The organism is Amycolatopsis sp. TRM77291 (assembly GCF_054166285.1).
In genome coordinates this window covers 5,595,622-5,613,255 of the sequence record NZ_JBSZHF010000001.1, presented here as the reverse complement: position 1 = coordinate 5,613,255, position 17,634 = coordinate 5,595,622, and the positions used below count along the sequence as shown (strand labels likewise).

General features: G+C 68.9%; 14 protein-coding genes. 13 read left to right on the top strand and 1 reads right to left on the bottom strand.

Annotated features, from left to right (window positions below):
- Nucleotides 1–17: 17 nt before the first annotated feature.
- The 4 genes from ACXIZN_RS25875 to ACXIZN_RS25860 all read left to right on the top strand — a co-directional run bounded on the left by ACXIZN_RS25875 (nucleotide 18) and on the right by ACXIZN_RS25860 (nucleotide 4,940).
- On the top strand, nucleotides 18–1,163 hold the full coding sequence (locus tag ACXIZN_RS25875) for a glycosyltransferase (protein ID WP_457957390.1): 1,146 nt from the start codon (nucleotides 18–20) through the stop codon (nucleotides 1,161–1,163).
- Nucleotides 1,164–1,195: 32 nt separating this feature from the next.
- Nucleotides 1,196–2,026 carry a PIG-L deacetylase family protein gene (locus tag ACXIZN_RS25870; RefSeq protein ID WP_457957389.1) on the top strand — a complete coding sequence of 277 codons (831 nt, stop codon included), beginning with the start codon at nucleotides 1,196–1,198 and terminating at the stop codon, nucleotides 2,024–2,026.
- A 13-nt stretch (nucleotides 2,027–2,039) separates the two neighbouring features.
- Complete coding sequence (locus ACXIZN_RS25865) at nucleotides 2,040–3,836, top strand: ArnT family glycosyltransferase (protein ID WP_457957387.1); 1,797 nt, start codon at nucleotides 2,040–2,042, stop codon at nucleotides 3,834–3,836.
- Nucleotides 3,837–3,899: 63 nt separating this feature from the next.
- Nucleotides 3,900–4,940: a methyltransferase gene (locus tag ACXIZN_RS25860; RefSeq protein ID WP_457957386.1), complete on the top strand. Its 1,041-nt coding sequence runs from the start codon at nucleotides 3,900–3,902 to the stop codon at nucleotides 4,938–4,940.
- Between the two features lie 593 nt (nucleotides 4,941–5,533).
- Here ACXIZN_RS25860 and ACXIZN_RS25855 read toward each other — a convergent pair.
- Nucleotides 5,534–6,820, bottom strand: coding sequence for an aminotransferase-like domain-containing protein (locus tag ACXIZN_RS25855; protein WP_457957384.1), 1,287 nt, complete (start codon nucleotides 6,818–6,820; stop codon nucleotides 5,534–5,536).
- Between the two features lie 170 nt (nucleotides 6,821–6,990).
- Here ACXIZN_RS25855 and ACXIZN_RS25850 point away from each other — a divergent pair, with 170 nt between their 5' ends.
- The 9 genes from ACXIZN_RS25850 (at nucleotide 6,991) to ACXIZN_RS25810 (ending at nucleotide 17,428) form a co-directional block, all read left to right on the top strand.
- Nucleotides 6,991–7,821, top strand: coding sequence for an alpha/beta fold hydrolase (locus ACXIZN_RS25850; protein ID WP_457957383.1), 831 nt, complete (start codon nucleotides 6,991–6,993; stop codon nucleotides 7,819–7,821).
- A complete protein-coding gene (locus tag ACXIZN_RS25845) occupies nucleotides 7,818–9,554 on the top strand; it encodes an amino acid adenylation domain-containing protein (protein ID WP_457957382.1) in 1,737 nt (578 codons plus the stop codon). The genes ACXIZN_RS25850 and ACXIZN_RS25845 overlap by 4 nt, the downstream gene beginning before the upstream one ends.
- 14 nt (nucleotides 9,555–9,568) lie before the next feature.
- Entirely contained in the window at nucleotides 9,569–10,759 is a 1,191-nt protein-coding gene (locus tag ACXIZN_RS25840) for a cytochrome P450 (RefSeq protein WP_457957380.1), read from the top strand.
- A gap of 101 nt (nucleotides 10,760–10,860) precedes the next feature.
- Nucleotides 10,861–11,922 carry a 4-hydroxyphenylpyruvate dioxygenase gene (hppD, locus tag ACXIZN_RS25835; RefSeq protein ID WP_457957378.1) on the top strand — a complete coding sequence of 354 codons (1,062 nt, stop codon included), beginning with the start codon at nucleotides 10,861–10,863 and terminating at the stop codon, nucleotides 11,920–11,922.
- On the top strand, nucleotides 11,919–12,992 hold the full coding sequence (locus tag ACXIZN_RS25830) for an alpha-hydroxy acid oxidase (protein WP_457957376.1): 1,074 nt from the start codon (nucleotides 11,919–11,921) through the stop codon (nucleotides 12,990–12,992). The genes hppD and ACXIZN_RS25830 overlap by 4 nt, the downstream gene beginning before the upstream one ends.
- Before the next feature lie 318 nt (nucleotides 12,993–13,310).
- On the top strand, nucleotides 13,311–14,726 hold the full coding sequence (locus tag ACXIZN_RS25825; protein ID WP_457957375.1) for an NDP-hexose 2,3-dehydratase family protein: 1,416 nt from the start codon (nucleotides 13,311–13,313) through the stop codon (nucleotides 14,724–14,726).
- Nucleotides 14,723–15,688, top strand: a complete 966-nt coding sequence (locus ACXIZN_RS25820) for an NAD-dependent epimerase/dehydratase family protein (protein WP_457957373.1) — start codon at nucleotides 14,723–14,725, stop codon at nucleotides 15,686–15,688. Before ACXIZN_RS25825 ends, ACXIZN_RS25820 begins: the two co-directional genes overlap by 4 nt.
- Nucleotides 15,685–16,794 (top strand): DegT/DnrJ/EryC1/StrS family aminotransferase, encoded by a 1,110-nt coding sequence (locus tag ACXIZN_RS25815; RefSeq protein WP_457957372.1) that lies wholly within the window; start codon nucleotides 15,685–15,687, stop codon nucleotides 16,792–16,794. Before ACXIZN_RS25820 ends, ACXIZN_RS25815 begins: the two co-directional genes overlap by 4 nt.
- 16 nt (nucleotides 16,795–16,810) lie before the next feature.
- Nucleotides 16,811–17,428 carry a dTDP-4-dehydrorhamnose 3,5-epimerase family protein gene (locus tag ACXIZN_RS25810; RefSeq protein ID WP_457957370.1) on the top strand — a complete coding sequence of 206 codons (618 nt, stop codon included), beginning with the start codon at nucleotides 16,811–16,813 and terminating at the stop codon, nucleotides 17,426–17,428.
- Nucleotides 17,429–17,634 lie beyond the last annotated feature (206 nt).

Genomic DNA, 17,634 nt, shown 5'->3' with positions numbered 1-17,634 from the left:
ACACCAGGGGATACGAAATGCGCGTGTTGTTTTGGTCGTACGGAACCCGCGGCGAGGTCGAACCGCTGGTGGCATTGGCGCTGCGGTTGCGCGAGCAAGGCGACGAGGTGCGGATGTGCGCCCCGCCCGACTACACGGCGCGTCTGGCCGAGGTCGGCGTGCCGCACGTCGTGGTCGGCAAGCCCGTGCTCGAAGAGGCGGGCAAGCTGGGCGGACCGCCCGAATCGCCCGAAGCCGCGATCGCGGGGATCGCCGAGCAGTTCGACAAGATCCCGGCGGCCGCCGAGGGTTGTGACGCGGTGGTGGCGACCGGCCTGCTGTCGGGCGCGATCGGTGTCCGTTCGGTGGCCGAGAAGCTGGGCATCCCGTACTTCTACGTCGTTCCCTCGCCTGCGCTCGTGCCGTCGCCCGAACACCGGGGCATGTACAACAACGGCGCCGACGGGATGTTCGGCGGCGCGCTCAACGAGCTCCGGGCCTCGATCGGTCTCCCGCCGGTGAAGGACCTGTACGACTTCAGCACCACCGACAAGCCCTTGCTGGCGGCGGATCCGCTCTTGGCACCGGCGGCCGGCGGCGTCCAGACCGGTGCGTGGGTCCACGGCGACGATCGTCCGCTTTCCGCTGAGCTGGAGGCGTTCCTCGCCGACGGTCCAGCGCCGGTGTACGTCGGTTTCGGTTGCTCGCCCGCTCCCGCCGACATCGCCAAGGTGGCCGTCGAGGCGATCCGTGCCCAGGGACGCCGGGTTGTTCTTTCCCATGGCTGGGCGGGTTTGACGTTGCCGGACGACGGCGCCGACTGTCTTGCCGTCGGTGAGGAAAACCTGCAAGCGCTCTTCGGCCGCGTGGCCGCCGCGGTCCACCACGGTGGCACCGGCACGACACATGTGGCGGCGCTCGCGGGGGTTCCGCAGGTCGTGGTCCCGCAGATCGCGGACCACCCGCATTTCGCCGCCAAGGTGGCCGAACTCGGCATCGGGGTGGCGCACGACGGACCGAACCCGACGGTCGATTCGCTGTCCGCCGCGCTCGTCACGGCGCTGGCCCCGGAAACGGCGGCGCGCGCGAAAGCCGTCGCCGGCACGATCCGCACCGACGGGACGACGGTGACCGCGGAATTCGTGCGCGCCGAAGTCCGGACGCTGTCCAGGCTCACAAGTTGAAGCCCGACAAGGCGGTAACCAAAATCAGCACCATGCTTCCACGCTCCGGCGCGACCCGGCTGCTGGCGATCTCCCCGCATTTGGACGACGCGGTCCTTTCCCTCGGCGCGAGCCTCGCCCAAGCGGCGCTGGACGGCGCGGAGGTACTCGTCTACACGGTCTTCGCGGGAACTGCTCCGCCTCCCTATTCCGCGGCGGCGGAACGAATGCACGCGGTCTGGGGGCTTTCCCCGGAGGACGACGCGCCGCTCCATCGCCGCAACGAGGACATCGCCGCGCTCGCCCACCTGGGGCTGGCGTACCGGCACGGCCGGTTCCTCGACTCCATCTACCGGAGGCTGCCGGACGGCCGGTGGCTCACCGATCACGTGGAGGGCGGCCAAAAGCTCGCGGTGGCCCAGGATTCGCCGGGCGACGACGGTCTGGTCGCCGAGATCAGGGACGACATCGAGGCGACCGTCGCGGAGTTCGAGCCGACGCTGATCGTCACGTGCGCGGCCGTCGTCGACCATCCCGACAACCTGGCCACCCGTGACGCCGCCTTGGCAGTGTTCTCCGCCGTGCGCGCGAAGAACGTTCCGATACGGCTCTGGGAAGACCTTCCCTATTCGATGTTCAAACCGGGATCGATCGAACTTCCCGCCGGTTTCCGGCTCGGCACTTCCGAATTCGAATCCGCGACGACGGAGACTTGGAAACGGAAACGAGAAGCCGTCGAGTGCTATTCTTCGCAGCTGGCGATGCTCAACGGCAGGAACAAGAATCTGTTCGCAAGGCTGGACGAGCACGCGCGGAAGAACTCGCCGCGGGGCGGATTCGGCGAAACCACCTGGCCCGTTCTCCTCGACGAAAACAACGGTTAAGCGAGGTACCGGAGTGTCCGCAACACTCACCCATCTGCCGTCACCGTCGCCGGACCCCGCCCCTGAAGCCGTGCGCGGCCGCTGGGCGTTCTGGCGCTCACCCGCCGATCAGCCGCGGTGGGCCCGGCCGGTGCTGCTGGCCATCGCCTTCGTGGCCTTGGTGCTCTACGCCTGGAACCTGCCGAGGGTCGACTTCGCGCCGTTGTACTCGGACACGGCCAAGAGCATGTCCGAGAGCTGGAAGGCGTTCTTCTACGGCACCGTCGACCCGGGAGCGACGTACACGCTCGACAAACTCGCCGGATCGTTCGCGCCGCAGGCCATCTCGGCCAAGATCTTCGGCTACCACGAATGGTCGCTGGCGCTGCCGCAGGTGATCGAAGGCGTGATCTCGGTACTGGTGCTGTACCGGGTCGTGCGTCGCTGGGCGGGTGTGGTGCCCGGTCTGCTCGCCGCCGGCATCTTCACCCTCACCCCGGTCCTCGCGTCCATGTTCGGGCACAGCATGCAGGACGGCCTGCTCACCATGTGCCTGGTGCTCGCCGTCGACGCCTATCAGCGCGCCGTGCTCGAGGCGCGGCTCCGGTCGCTGGTCTGGGCCGGTGTCTGGGTCGGCATCGGCTTCCAGGCGAAAATGGTGCAGGCGTGGATGATCCTGCCCGCGCTGGCCATCGGCTACCTGCTGAGCGCCCCGGTGGAACTGCGTCGCCGGGTGAAGCATCTGGCGCTCGCCGGTGTGGTGACGCTGGCGGTGTCGCTGTCGTGGATCGCGCTCTACACCTTCACTCCGGACAGCTCGCGTCCGCATGTCAGCGGCACCACGAACAACAGCGCGTTCGCCATGGTGTTCGGCTACAACGGTCTCGGCCGCGTCGGCATCCACCTGCCCGGCGCCGAGGACCCGAACGGCCGCGGTGGCCTGCCGTCGCTCGGCCCGGGTGGTCCCGGTGGCGGTCCTGGCGACTTCCCCGGTGGCCCCGGCGGGCCTGGAGGACCCGAGGGCGGTCCGGGTGACGGCCCCGGCGGTGGCCCCGGCGATCCGCAAGGCCCCGGCGGCGGGCAGGGGCTGGACGAGAACGGGAACTTCGGGACCAAACACCAGGACGAACAGAACGGTGACTTCGGCCCGAAGGCCGAAGGCGGCCAGCCACTCGGCCCGGGCGGTCCGCAGCCGGACGAGTCCAAAATGGAGACTCGGGCGGATCCGATGGGGGCGACCAAACTGCTCGACGGTCACCTCGGCGTCGCGATCGCCTGGTTGTTCCCGCTCGCCCTCCTGTCCCTGCTGTGCGGGCTCTGGTGGTGGCGCCGCGCCGAGCGCACCGACCCGGTGCGCGGCGGGCTGATGATGTGGGGCGTCTGGCTGGTGACCTTCCTCTTCGTCTTCAGTGCGAGCGCTGTCGCGCACACCGCGTACGTGGCCTCTCTGGCTCCGGCGATCGCCGCGCTTTCCGCGCTCGGCATCGTCACTTTCTGGCGGGCGTACCACAACGGCGGCAGGCAGGGCTGGCTCCTGCCGATCGCCATCGCGGCGGAGCTGGGTTGGGGCGCCTGGCTGTGGTCCCATTACCCGAACTTCTTGCCGTGGGCGAAATGGGGCACGCTCGCACTCGGGGTGGCCGCCCTCGTCGTGCTGATCGTGGCTCGAACGCGTGAGAACGCTTCGAAATCGCTGGTCACCGCCGCCCTCGTCGTCGGTGTCGCGGCGATGATCGCCGCGCCCGCCACCTATGCCTTCTCCGTACTCCATCCCGATTACTCCGGCAGCTCTTTCGACGCCAATGCCGGACCGGCGTCCGGCTCGTTCTGAGGCGGGCCGGTGTCGTTCTCAACGTCTGCGGAAGTCTCCGCCGGCCGGAAAGGAAATCTGCCGATGCAGGAATCGCTCGACTCCACCGAGGTCCACCGCCGCTTCCAGCTGATCGCCAACGGTCCCGCCCTGTTCAACGCGGTGGTGTCCGGTATCGAGTTGGACATCTTCGACTTCCTGGAAGAGCGCGGCGGTGCCGACGCCGCGGCGCTCGGTGAGTTCACCGGCCTGGAGCCGCACAAGGTCCGCGTCCTGATGCTCGCGCTGACCACGTCGGGCCTGATCGAGAAGCGGGGCGTCGACTATGTGAACCACCCGGTCGCGACCGAACTGCTCGCCACGACCGGACCGGAGAGCTGGCAGCACATCCTGCTCAGCTGGAAGACCATCTACTACCCGGCGTTCGCGCGGATGACCTCCGCGCTGCGCGCCGGCACCAACGAGGCCCTCGACGCCCTCGACGGCCCGGGGGACACGCTGTACGCGCGGCTCGGCAACGACCCGGAGAAGGCGCGGATCTTCTACACGGCGATGTCGGCGTTCTCGCTGCAGACGATGCCGGGGCTGCTGGAGCACATCGACGTCAAGTCGTCGCGGCACCTGCTCGACGTCGGCGGCGGCGACGGCACCACGGCGGCGGCCCTGCTGAAGGCCAACCCCGGCCTCAAGGCCACCCTGCTCGACCTGCCCAGCAGTGTGGAGCTGGCCGAACAGCGCGTGCCCGCCGAGGTCACCGACAGGCTCACCCTGCACCCGGCCGACCTGCTGACCGACGCCTTCCCCGGTGGCACCGACCACGCGTTGTTCAGCCACGTGCTCGACACCTTCACAGCCGAGCAGTGCGTCATGCTGCTGGCGAAGGCGTACGAGGTGCTGCCGTCCGGCGGGAAGATCTCGATCTACGGCTTCGCGGCCGCGGACGACGAGACCGGCGGCCCGCTTTCCGCGCGGCTTTCGTTGTACCTCAACATTCTCGCCACCGGACGCGGGATGGCCTGGCCGCAGGCCGAGGCGTCGGCGTGGCTCAAGTCGGTGGGTTGTGTGGACGTGCGTTCGGTGGAACTGCCGTTCGAGCACGCGCTGGTGACCGGGACCAAACCCTGATCGGTTGCCCGGCCCGTGTCGCGAAAGCCACTTTCGGGACGTCTGATGTCCCGAAAGTGGCTTTCGCGAGCGAAAGCCACTTTCGGGACGTCTGATGTCCCGAAAGTGGCTTTCGCGACGTGCGCTGTCTGCCGCGAGTACGTGAAGGACCCCTTCACGTACCTCTCATGGCGGGGTGTGTGGAAATAGGGACACTCAACGTCTCTATTTCCACACACCCCTCACGCAATGTCACCTTCGCGCTTTTCGGTTTGCGAACCCCTCGTGCTGCAAGTACGTGAACGCCCCCTTCACGTACTCCTGGGAGTCGGTCGCGGGGCTCGGGGGTTGCGAAAGCCACTTTCGCAACCTTCAACGTTGCGAAAGTGGCTTTCGCAACATCGGTCGTGGCCGGGCACGNGGTGTCCCGAAAGTGGCTTTCGCGACACCGCCGGTCGGGAGCGTCGCTTTTACTCGCCCCTGCCGCGGCGGACGTTGCGAAAGCCACTTTCGCAACCTTCAACGTTGCGAAAGTGGCTTTCGCAACTTCCCGATACACGAAAAGGCCCCCATCCCGAACCGCGGATGGGGGCCATTCCCGTACCCGAGCGACCTCAGGGAAGCCGAGGCGTGATGAGCGCCGCGAGCCGCGCGACACCTTCCTCGATCAGTTCCGGAGTGAGCAGGCTGATCGACAGCCGCAGCTGGTGGTATCCGCCCTTGCCGCCGAAGAAGTGGTGCATCGGCGTGAACAGCACGCCGTGGTCGCGGGCGGCGACTTCCAGGAGTTCGTCGTCGACGACGAACGGGACCGTGACGGTGACGAAGAATCCACCGGTCGGCGTGTTCCAGCTGACGCCGGCGCACGAGCCGAGCCGCCGGTCGAGTTCGCTCAGCGTGAGTCGCAGATTGCGCTGGTAGATGGCGATTTCCCGCGCGTTCGCCTTGGTGAGGCTGAAGTCGTTGAGCAGGAGTTTCCCGGCGATCACGGCTTGGGCGATGGGGGAGGTGTTCACCGTGAGCATGCCCTTGAGCTTCGAAAGCTGGTCGGCGTACAGGCCGCCGTCGGCCATCCGCTGATCCGCCACCGCGAAGCCGACGCGGGCGCCGGGCATGCCGGTTTTGGCGAAGGAACCGATGTAGACCACGGAGTTCGACCGGTCGAGGGATTTCAGCGAGGGCAGCCGCTCGGAGCCGAACAGCCCGTACGCGTTGTCCTCCAGGAGCAGGATCCCGTTCTGCTCGGCGACGTCGAGGAGCCGGTGCCGCGACGGCAGATCCATGCTGGTGCCGGTGGGATTGGCGAAGTTGGGGGTCACGTAGCAGGCCCGTACCCGCTTGCCCTGCTCGTCGGCGCGCTTCAGCTGGAGGACGAGGTCGTCCGGGTCGATGCCGTTCTCCGTCGAGCGCACCGGCCACACGGGAGTGTCGGTGAGCAGCGCGGCCCCGGTCAGCCCGACGTAGGTTGGGGCGGGCGCGAGCAGGACGTCGCGGTCGCCCGCGCGGAGGGTGCGCAGGAGCAGGAACATGGCCTCCTGCGCGCCGACGGTGACGACGACGGATTCCGGGGCGGCGTCGATGTTCTCGTCTTCGGCGATGTTCTTCGCGATGAGGTCGGCGATGACGCCCTTGGTGGTGCCGTATTGGAAGAGCGTGCGGGTCACCCCCGCCTCGTCCAGTTTCCGATCTTCGCGCAGATGTGCGCAATAGGCGTCGATGTACTCGTGGATGAGCCGGATGTCGAAGAACTCTTCGTACGGCCGGCCTGCCGCCATGGAAATGGCCACAGGGTATTCGTCGATCAGTTCGTTGAGCAGATTCATCGACGAGATGGCCGGATCGGTGAGCGATCCGTGCAGCGTTTCCACGTTCCAGTGAGTGGACAGACCGTTTGAATCCATGAATACTAGGATTTCCATACGCCGTTGAGGTGTCAAGAACGGGCCGTGGACGCCATTTCCGAATAATGTCCATCGTCGAATGGTCCGGACACTCGATCCCCGAAGGTACGGTCGGATCCGCGCCGCACCATCGAATCCCGGCGCAGCGGCCATTTTCCCGGAGGAACATCATGCTGATGACAACCGAGAACGGGATCCGGTTGTCCTACAACGACTGTGGTGACGGCCCGCCTGTTCTTCTGCTGACCGGCACCGGTGCGCCGAGTTCGGTGTGGGACCTCCATCAGGTACCCGCGCTCCGCGCCGCCGGTTTCCGGGTGATCACCATGGACAACCGCGGGATCCCGCCGAGCGACGACGGCGCGGGCGGGTTCACGATCGCGGATCTCGTCGACGACGTCGCGTCCCTGATCGAGTACCTGGACGCGGTGCCCTGCCGGGTGATCGGCACGTCGATGGGTTCGTACATCGCGCAGGAACTCGCGCTCGCCCAACCGGAACTGCTGGATTCGGTCGTGCTGATGGCCGCCTGCGGCAAGAGCAGCCTCGTCCAGCGGGAGCTCGCCGAGGGCGAGGCGCAGCTGATCGAGCAGGGGATCGAGCTGCCGCCCGGTTTCCTCGCCGCCGTCCGCGCCATGCACAACCTGGGGCCCGCGACACTGGCCGACGACGACGTCGCGGCCGACTGGCTCGACCTGTTCGCGGCGAGCGCCGCCTGGGGGCCGGGTGTCCGGGCGCAGCTGCTGGTGAGCGCGTTGCCCGACCGCCACGACGCCTACAAGGCGATCAAGGTGCCCTGTCACGTCATCTCGTTCGAGCACGACCTCGTGGCGCCACCCGCCGGCGGACTGGAGCTGGCCTCCGCGATCCCCGGCGCGACCTACCGCACGATCCCCGAGTGCGGGCATTTCGGTTACCTGGAGAACCCGGAAGCGGTGAACCGCGAGCTGATCCGGTTCCTCCGCGCCGGATCGCGCGAGACACTGGGAGAGACCGTATGACCGTCCTTTCGGCGGCCACGACACCCGATCTGTTCGAGGCGACCGCGGCCGTCCTGCCGGATCGGCAGGCGGTGGCGATGGACACCACCACCCTCACCTACGCCGAGCTGAACGGCGAGGCCAACCGCCTCGCCCGGCGGCTCGTCGCGCACGGCGTCGGGCCGGAGCGGCTCGTCGCGCTGGCGATGCCGAGGTCGATCGAATTCGTCATCGCGATCCTGGCCGTGCACAAGGCAGGCGCCGCGTACGTCCCGGTCGACCCGGACTATCCGGAGGAACGCAAGCGGCAGATGCTGGACGACGCGGCGGCGCACTGCCTGCTGTGCCTGCCGGGGCAGGACGTGGCCGGTGCCCCCGTCGTCCTCACCGTGGAACGAGAGCCCGGGCTGCGCGAGCCGGACTTGGACGACGAGGAGCGCATCAGCCCCCTGCGTCCCGACCACCCGGCGTATGTCATCTACACCTCCGGTTCGACGGGGCGGCCGAAGGGCGTGCTGGTCACGCACCGCGGGATCCCGAACCTGGCCGACGACTACGTGCGCCGCCAGGAACTGGGGCCGGACAGCAGGTTGCTGGCCTTCGCCTCGCCCAGTTTCGACGCCGCGGTCGCCGAGTTCTGGCCGATCTGGCAGGCGGGCGGCTGCCTGGTGCTGGCCTCCGCGCCGGATCTGGTCCCCGGTGAGCCGCTTTCCCGCCTGGTGCGCGAACAGCGCATCACGCATGTCACGTTGCCGCCGTCCGCGCTGGCGCCGCTGGAGGAGTCGGGTGGCCTGCCCACCGGGCTGACGCTGCTGGTCGCCGGCGAGGCGTGCCCGGCCCCGGTCGCGAAACGGTGGGCGGTGGACCGCGTGATGATCAACGCCTACGGCCCGACCGAGACCACGGTCGCGGTCACCGCGAGCGAGCCGCTGACCGGTGAGGAGACGCCGCCGATCGGCAGGCCGATCACCGGTGTCCGCACCTACGTCCTGGACGACAGGCTGCGGCCGGTCGAGGACGGGGACGTCGGCGAGCTGTACACGGTGGGGCCCGGCCTGGCCCGCGGCTATCTCCGGAGGGCGGCCGCGACCGCGGAACGGTTCCTGCCGGATCCCTTCGGCACCCCGGGCGGCCGCATGTACCGCACCGGGGACCGGGTCCGGACGCGCGCGGACGGCCAGTACGTCTTCGTCGGCCGGGTCGACGACCAGCTCAAGGTGCGCGGCCACCGGATCGAACCGGGCGAGGTCGAGGCCGCGCTGCTGGCGGTCGACGGGGTGGCCCAGGCGGTGGTGACCGAGCACGAGAACCGGCTCGTCGCCTACGTGGTCGGCACCGGCGGCGAGCGTGTCCCCGCCGAACGCATCCTGACGCCGCTTCGCGCGCAGCTGCCCGGATATCTCGTGCCCGACGTGATCGTCGGGTTGCCGAGCCTGCCGGTCTCGCCCAACGGCAAGATCGACCGGGTCGCCCTGCCCACGCCCGAAGAGGAGCACGCCGGGCGCGCCGCGGCGGGCCGGGAGCCGCTCACCCCGACGGAGATCATCCTGGTCGAGCTGTTCGCCGAGGTGCTCGGCGTCAGCAGCGTCGGCGTGGACGACAGCTTCTTCGAGATCGGCGGCCATTCGCTGCTCGCCACCCGGCTCGTGAGCCGGATCCGGGAACGCCTGAAGATCCGGCTGAGGGTGCAGGCGTTCTTCGACGCGCCGACGGTGGCCCGGCTGGCCAAGGTGCTCGACGGCGCCCACACCTGACCTGGAGACCAGTCATGCAGACGACGACAGCCGTCGACCTCGGAAATCCCGACCTCTACACGACTTTGGACCGGCACGACCGGTGGCGCGAGTACGCGGCGGAAGACGCGATGGTGTGGAGCGAGCCGGGCAGCTCGCCCGGCGGGTTCTGGTCCGTGTTCTCGCATCGGGCGTGCGCCGCGGTGCTCGGGCCGTCGGCCCCGTTCACCTCCGAATACGGGATGATGATCGGGTTCGACCGCGAGCATCCCGACAACTCGGGCGGCCAGATGATGGTGGTCTCCGAACAGGACCAGCACCGGAAACTGCGCAAGCTGGTCGGGCCGCTGCTTTCGAGGGCGGCGGCGCGCAAGCTCTCGGAGCGGGTGCGGACCGAGGTGTCCGCCGTCCTGGACCGGGTGCTCGACGGCGACGTGTGCGACGTCGCCGCGGCGATCGGCCCGCGGATCCCCGCCGCCGTCGTCTGCGAAATCCTCGGCGTGCCCGCCGAGGACCAGGACATGCTCATCGACCTGACCAACCACGCGTTCGGCGGCGAGGACGAGCTGTTCGACGGGATGACGCCGCGTCAGGCGCATACCGAGATCCTCGTCTACTTCGACGAACTGATCACCGCGCGCCGGGAGAGCCCCGGTGACGACCTCGTCAGCACTTTGCTTTCCGACGACGAGCTGTCGATCGACGACGTGTTGCTCAACTGCGACAACGTGTTGATCGGCGGCAACGAGACGACGCGCCACGCGATCACCGGCGCGGTGCACGCTTTCGCCACCGTGCCAGGGCTACTGGCGCAGGTGCGGGACGGCGACGTGGACGTCGACACCGTCGTGGACGAGGTGCTGCGCTGGACCTCACCCGCGATGCACGTCCTGCGGGTGACGACCGGGGAGGTCACCCTCAACGGCCGCGACCTGGAGCCGGGGACGCCGGTGGTCGCGTGGCTGCCCGCGGCGAACCGGGATCCCGCCGTGTTCGAGGATCCCGACACGTTCCGCCCCGGGCGGAAACCCAATCGGCACATCGCTTTCGGCCACGGTATGCACCACTGCCTCGGGTCCGCGCTAGCGCGGATCGAGCTGGCGGTCGTGCTGCGGGAAGTGGCCGCACGAGTGTCGCGAGTGGAGCTTACGAAGGAGCCGTCCTGGTTGCGGGCGGTCGTCGTGCAGGGGTACCGGGAGCTCCCGGTGCGGTTCACCGGCCGTTGACTGTCCTATTAGGACCATCTGTCAAGCGGACAGCATTGATGCGTAATCGGCTTCGCGCCATCCTTGCCATGAGGATCACATCTATTCCACGGAGGAATGTCTTGTCTGCTCACGAAAACACGCAGAATTTCGAGATCGACTATGTGGAGATGTACGTGGCCGACCTCGAGGCCGCCGCGTCCGGATGGATGGACAGGTACGACTTCTCCGTCGCGGCCACGGACCGGTCGGAGGACCACCGGAGCGTGACGTTGCGGCACGCCGGGATCGCGCTGGTCCTCACCGAGCCGCTGACCGACCGGCACCCGGGCGCGACCTACCTGCAGACCCACGGTGAGGGTGTGGCGGACATCGCGCTGCGCACTCCCGACGTGGCCGCCGCCTTCGAGACCGCGGTGAAGGCGGGCGCGCAGCCCATCCGCGAGCCGGAGAAGCGCGCCGACTCGGTCGTCACGGCCACCGTCAACGGTTTCGGCGACGTCGTGCACACCCTCGTCCAGAGCGACGACACCGAGGAAGCGCCGGAAGCCTTCCGCGGCAAGGGCGGCGTGGACCTGAACGAGATCGACCACTTCGCGGTCTGCCTGAACGCCGGCGACCTCGCGTCCACGGTGGCGTTCTACGAGCGCGCCCTCGGGTTCAAGCAGATCTTCGAAGAGCACATCGTGGTCGGTGCCCAGGCGATGAACTCCACCGTCGTGCAGAGCATGTCGGGTGCGGTCACCCTCACCCTGATCGAGCCCGACAAGACCGCCGACCCCGGCCAGATCGACGACTTCATCAAGGAGCACCACGGCTCCGGCGTCCAGCACATCGCGTTCACCAGCCCGGACGCGGTCCGCGCGGTCAAGGAGCTTTCCGCGCGGGGCGTGGAATTCCTGAAGACCCCGGACGCCTACTACGACCTGCTCGGCGAGCGGATCGAGCTGGAGACGCACTCGCTGGACGACCTGCGCGAGACGAAGCTGCTCGCCGACGAGGACCACGGCGGCCAGCTGTTCCAGATCTTCACCGCCTCGACCCACCCGCGCAAGACGATCTTCTTCGAGATCATCGAGCGCCAGGGCGCCGGCACGTTCGGCAGCTCCAACATCAAGGCCCTGTACGAAGCCGTGGAACTGGAGCGCACCGGCCAGAGCAAGCTGGGCCCCGCCCAGCGATGACCCACCTCTGCCTGGACGACCTCGAACGTGCCGCCCGGGCGGCCCTCCCCGGCGAGATCTGGGATTTCCTCGCCGGGGGCAGCGGGGCCGAGTCCTCGCTGGAGGCCAATCGCACCGCGCTGGAGCGGATCTTCGTGATCCCCCGGATGCTGCGCGAACTCTCCGGCGGCACCACCGAGGCCGAGGTCCTCGGCCGGCGCGCCGCGCTCCCCGTGGCGGTCGCGCCGGTCGCGTACCAGCGGTTGTTCCATCCCGAGGGTGAGCTCGCGGCGGCACGGGCGGCGCGGGACGCCGGGGTGCCGTACACGATCTGCACGCTCAGCAGCGTCCCGCTGGAGGAGGTCGCGGCCGTCGGTGGACGGCCGTGGTTCCAGCTTTACTGGCTGCGCGACGAAAAACGGTCGCTGGAGCTCGTGCGCCGCGCTGAGGACGCGGGCTGCGAGGCGATCGTGTTCACCGTCGACGTGCCGTGGATGGGGCGGCGGCTGCGGGACATGCGGAACGGTTTCGCGTTGCCGGAATCGGTGACGGCGGCCAACTTCGACGCCGGTGCGGCCGCGCATCGCCGTACCGAAGGGCTTTCCGCCGTCGCCGACCACACCGCGCGCGAATTCGCCCCGGCCACTTGGGAATCCGTCGAGGCCGTCCGCGCGCATACGGACCTTCCGGTGGTGCTCAAGGGGATTCTCGCGGTCGAGGACGCCGTGCGGGCCGTCGACGCGGGTGCCGCCGGGATCGTGGTGTCCAACCACGGAGGCCGTCAGTTGGACGGCGCCGTACCGGGGATCACGATGCTGGGCGAGATCGCGGAGGCGGTCTCCGGCGGCTGCGAAGTGTTGCTGGACGGCGGGATCCGGACCGGTGGGGACGTGCTCAAGGCGATCGCCCTCGGCGCGTCCGGGGTGCTGGTCGGGCGGCCGGTCATCTGGGGACTGGCCGCGGACGGCCAGGAGGGCGCCCGGCAGGTGCTCGACCTGCTCGCCGTCGAACTCCGGAACGCGATGGGCCTGGCCGGCTGCGATTCGGTGCGCGCGATCCGGCGGTTGAGCACTCGGTACAGCGGGTCGTGAGTGGCGATGCGGGTTCCGGCTCCCGGCCGCTGCCTACCCCGGTCCGTGGCCGCCTGGAGGTGGTGTCGCGAAAGCCACTTTCGGGATATCAGACGTCGCGAAAGTGGCNCGCGATCCGGCGGTTGAGCACTCGGTACAGCGGGTCGTGAGTGGCGATGCGGGTTCCGGCTCCCGGCCGCTGCCTACCCCGGTCCGTGGCCGCCTGGAGGTGGTGTCGCGAAAGCCACTTTCGGGATATCAGACGTCGCGAAAGTGGCTTTCGCGACACGGTCGCCAGGACGCGCCGGAACCCGGCAGTTCCTACGAAAGGTGAGGTCCATGCTGCCCCTTCTCGCACCCGTGACGGTGCGCCCTCGCGACGACCGCGACCACGCCGACCGCATCGCCCTGTCGGCCGCGACGACCGGCGGCGTCCACATGGCGACGAAGGACGTCCGCTCGTGGATCGACGAACGCCGTGAGGCCAACGTCTTCCACGTCGAACGCATCCCGTTCGCCGAGCTCGACCAATGGCGGTTCGAGGACGTGACCGGGAATCTCGTGCACAGCAGCGGGCGGTTCTTCGCGATCGAGGGCCTGCATGTGGTCGAGGCCGACGGCCCCCACGGCGACGGCCCGTACCGCGAATGGCGGCAGCCGGTCATCAAGCAGCCCGAGGTGGGCATTCTCGGCATCCTGGCCAAGGAGTTCGGCGGTGTCCTGCATTTCCTCATGCAGGCCAAGATGGAGCCGGGGAACCCCAACCTGGTGCAGCTCTCGCCGACCGTGCAGGCCACCCGCAGCAACTACACCAAGGCGCACGGCGGCACGAACGTCAAACTGATCGAGTACTTCGCCCCGCCCGACCCGGAGCGGATCATCGTCGACGTCCTGCAGGCCGAGCAGGGCTCGTGGTTCTTCCGCAAGTCCAATCGCAACATGATCGTCGAGACCGTCGACGACGTTCCGATGTGGGACGATTTCTGCTGGCTCACCCTCGGCCAGATCGCGGAGCTGATGCACGAGGACGAGACGATCAACATGAACGCCAGGAGCGTGTTGTCCTGTCTGCCGTACCACGACGAGGCCCCCGGCGCGCTGCTGTCCGACATCCAGCTCCTGTCCTGGTTCACGAACGAGCGTTCGCGCCACGACGTGCGGGCGCGGCGCATCCCGCTCACGGACGTCCGCGGCTGGAAACAGGGCGTCGAAGCGATCGAGCACGAGGACGGCCGGTATTTCAAGGTCCTCGCGGTCGCCGTGAAAGGCAGCAACCGCGAGAAGATCAGCTGGACCCAGCCGTTGCTGGAATCGGTCGGCACGGGTGTGGTCGCGTTCCTCGTCCGCGAGATCGACGGCGTGCCCCACGTGCTGGTGCATGCCCGGGCCGACGGCGGATTCCTGGACACGGTCGAGCTGGCGCCGACCGTCCAGTGCACGCCTCAGAACTACGCGCATCTGCCCGCGGAGAGCCGCCCGCCCTTCCTCGACTTCGTCCTGGACGCGCCGCGATCGCGGATCCGGTACGAGGCCATGCATTCCGAAGAGGGCGGCCGCTTCCTCAACGTCAGGGCCCGGTATCTCGCGATCGAAGCGGACGACACGGTCGAGGCCCCGCCAGGCTACGCCTGGGTCACCCCCGGCCAGCTCACCGCGCTCACCCGGCACGGGCACTACGTCAACGTCGAAGCCCGGACCCTGCTCGCCTGTATCAACGCCGCGACGGCACAGCCGCAACGAGAGGGCTTGAAATGAAACAGATCACCGTCCTCGGGGCGTCGGGCTTCGTCGGCTCGGCCGTCACGCGCGCGCTGGCGCGGCAACCGATCCGGTTGCGCGCGGTGTCGCGCAGGCGGCTCACGCCACCGGACGGCCAGGCCGAAACGACCGTCGTCGCCGCCGACCTGACCGACCGCGCCGCGCTGGCCGAAGCGGTCGCGGGCTCGGACGCGATCGTGTACCTGCTCCTCGCCGACGGTGGCTGGCGCGTCGCCGAGACCGAAGAAGCCGAACGTGTGAACCTGGGCGTGATGCGCGACCTCGTCGACGTGGTCGGCGGACAGCCGCTCGTGGTCTACGGCGGTGCCGCGTCGCAGGTCGGGGTGCCGCCCCGGGAGCCCATCGACGGGAGCGAGCCCGACGAGCCGGGCACCCCGTACGACCAGCAGAAACTGGCGGCGGAGCAGGTCCTCAAGAAGGCCACGGCCGACGGCCTCCTGCGCGGGATCAGCCTGCGGCTGCCCACGGTGTTCGGCGAGACCCTGACCGAGGGCGCGAACTCCGACCGCGGCGTCGTGTCCGCCATGGCTCGCCGCGCGCTCGACGGGCACGACCTCACCATCTGGGGCGACGGGACCGTGCGCCGCGACCTGGTCCACGTCGAGGACATCGCGGCCGCGTTCACCGCGGCGCTGGCCGCCCCGGACGCGCTGGTCGGCGGCCACTGGCTGCTCGGCGCCGGCCGGGGAGACCAGCTGGCCGACGTCTTCCGGCTCGTGGCGAAGGAAATGGCCGGGCACACCGGACGCGATCCGGTGGACGTGGTCTGCGTCGAGCCTCCGTCGCACGCGCCGTCGACGGATCTTCGCAGCGTCACCATCGATTCCACGCCGTTCCGGGCGATCACCGGCTGGCGTCCGGAGATCTCACTGCCCGAAGGAGTGCGTCGCACCGTCGCCGCGCTGACCACCCCCGTTCACGGAAAGGCTCGCACATGACCACGCGCGTATGGGACTACCTCGCCGAATACGAGACCGAACGGCTCGATCTGCTGGACGCGGTCGAGACGGTGTTCAACTCGGGACAGCTCGTGCTCGGCGCGAGCCTGCGCGGGTTCGAATCGGAATTCGCCGCGTACCACGGCGCCGGGCACTGCGTCGGGCTCGACAACGGGACGAACGCGATCAAGCTCGGCCTCCAGGCGCTGGGCGTCGGCCCCGGTGACGAGGTCATCACGGTGTCGAACACCGCCGCCCCGACCGTCGTCGCCATCGACGGCACCGGCGCCACCCCGGTCTTCGTCGACGTCCGCGAGGACGACTTCCTGATGGACACCGGCCAGGTCGAAGCGGCGATCACCGAACGCACCAAATGCCTGCTGCCCGTGCACCTGTACGGCCAGTGCGTGGACATGGCGCCGCTGAAGGCGCTCGCCGCGAAGCATGGACTGTCCATTTTGGAGGATTGCGCCCAGGCGCACGGCGCGCGGCAGAACGGCACGATCGCGGGCACGACCGGCGACGCGGCCGCGTTCTCCTTCTATCCCACCAAGGTGCTCGGCGCGTACGGCGACGGCGGCGCGGCCATCACCTCCGACGAGAACGTGGCCGCGAAACTGCGCCGGCTGCGGTACTACGGCATGGAGGAGCGCTACTACACGGTCGAGACGCCTGCCCACAACAGCCGGTTGGACGAGGTCCAGGCCGAGATCCTGCGGCGCAAGCTCAAGCGGCTCGACGCCTACACGGCGGGACGCCGGGCGGTCGCCCGGCGCTACGTCGACGCCCTCGGCGACACCGAGCTGAAGCTGCCGAAGACCGTCCCCGGCAACGAGCACGTGTACTACGTGTACGTCGTGCGGCACCCGCGCCGCGACGAGATCCTCGAACGCCTCAAGGCCTACGACATCCACCTGAACATCAGCTACCCGTGGCCGGTGCACACCATGACCGGGTTCGCCCACCTCGGTTACGAGAAGGGCTCGCTCCCGGTCACCGAGAAGCTGGCGGGCGAGATCTTCTCGCTGCCGATGTACCCCGCGCTCTCGCCCGACCTCCAGGACAAGGTCGTCCACGCGGTCCGCGAAGTGCTGTCCACCCTCTGACCACAGGAGCAAAACCGTGCAAGCACGCAAACTCGCCGTCGAAGGCGCGCTCGAGTTCACCCCGCGCGTCTTCCCCGACGACCGGGGCCTGTTCGTGTCGCCGTACCAGCAGGAGGCGTTCATCGAGGCCCACGGCGGCCCGCTCTTCCCGGTGGCGCAGACGAACCACAGCCGGTCGAAACGCGGTGTGGTGCGGGGTATCCACTACACCGTGACCCCGCCGGGCACCGCGAAGTACGTCTACTGCCCCCGCGGCAAGGCCTTGGACATCGTGGTCGACATCCGGGTCGGCTCGCCGACGTTCGGCAAATGGGACGCGGTCCTGATGGACCAGGAGAACTTCCGGACGATGTACTTCCCGGTCGGTGTCGGGCACGCCTTCGTGGCGCTCGAAGACGACACCGTCATGTCGTACATGATCTCCTCGCCGTACGTGGCGGAGAACGAGCTCGCCCTCTCGCCGCTGGACCCCGCGCTGGGCCTGCCGATCGACACCGACGTCGTGCCGATCCTGTCCGAACGGGACACGGCGGCCCTCACGCTCTCCGAGGCGGAGGGGCAGGGGATGCTCCCCGACTACAACGCCAGCCTGGAGATCGAACGGCGGCTGTCCGTTCTTCCGCTCTCCGTCTGACTTTCTCTTCATCCACGCCCGGCCGACGAGGGCCATCACGGACCCGACTCGGCGCCGCCCGGACGGCGGCGCCGACCGTTCGGCGCCGCCCGGACGGCGGCGCCGACCGTGATGGCCCTCGAAGGCGCGGGCGCCCGGCCGGGTAATCGTTATCCAGGGCGGGCCGGGCGCACCGGCCCGCCGGGGGAAGGACGCCGAACTTGACG

What these genes read in the sequence shown, in the direction of transcription:
- ACXIZN_RS25860 (WP_457957386.1), top strand. Translation starts at nt 3,900, where the DNA reads ATGCAGGAATCGCTCGACTCCACCGAGGTCCACCGCCGCTTCCAGCTG.
- ACXIZN_RS25850 (WP_457957383.1), top strand. Translation starts at nt 6,991, where the DNA reads ATGCTGATGACAACCGAGAACGGGATCCGGTTGTCCTACAACGACTGT.
- ACXIZN_RS25855 (WP_457957384.1), bottom strand. Translation starts at nt 6,820, where the DNA reads ATGGATTCAAACGGTCTGTCCACTCACTGGAACGTGGAAACGCTGCAC.
- ACXIZN_RS25875 (WP_457957390.1), top strand. Translation starts at nt 18, where the DNA reads ATGCGCGTGTTGTTTTGGTCGTACGGAACCCGCGGCGAGGTCGAACCG.
- ACXIZN_RS25845 (WP_457957382.1), top strand. Translation starts at nt 7,818, where the DNA reads ATGACCGTCCTTTCGGCGGCCACGACACCCGATCTGTTCGAGGCGACC.
- ACXIZN_RS25815 (WP_457957372.1), top strand. Translation starts at nt 15,685, where the DNA reads ATGACCACGCGCGTATGGGACTACCTCGCCGAATACGAGACCGAACGG.
- ACXIZN_RS25825 (WP_457957375.1), top strand. Translation starts at nt 13,311, where the DNA reads ATGCTGCCCCTTCTCGCACCCGTGACGGTGCGCCCTCGCGACGACCGC.
- ACXIZN_RS25870 (WP_457957389.1), top strand. Translation starts at nt 1,196, where the DNA reads ATGCTTCCACGCTCCGGCGCGACCCGGCTGCTGGCGATCTCCCCGCAT.
- ACXIZN_RS25840 (WP_457957380.1), top strand. Translation starts at nt 9,569, where the DNA reads ATGCAGACGACGACAGCCGTCGACCTCGGAAATCCCGACCTCTACACG.
- ACXIZN_RS25830 (WP_457957376.1), top strand. Translation starts at nt 11,919, where the DNA reads ATGACCCACCTCTGCCTGGACGACCTCGAACGTGCCGCCCGGGCGGCC.
- ACXIZN_RS25820 (WP_457957373.1), top strand. Translation starts at nt 14,723, where the DNA reads ATGAAACAGATCACCGTCCTCGGGGCGTCGGGCTTCGTCGGCTCGGCC.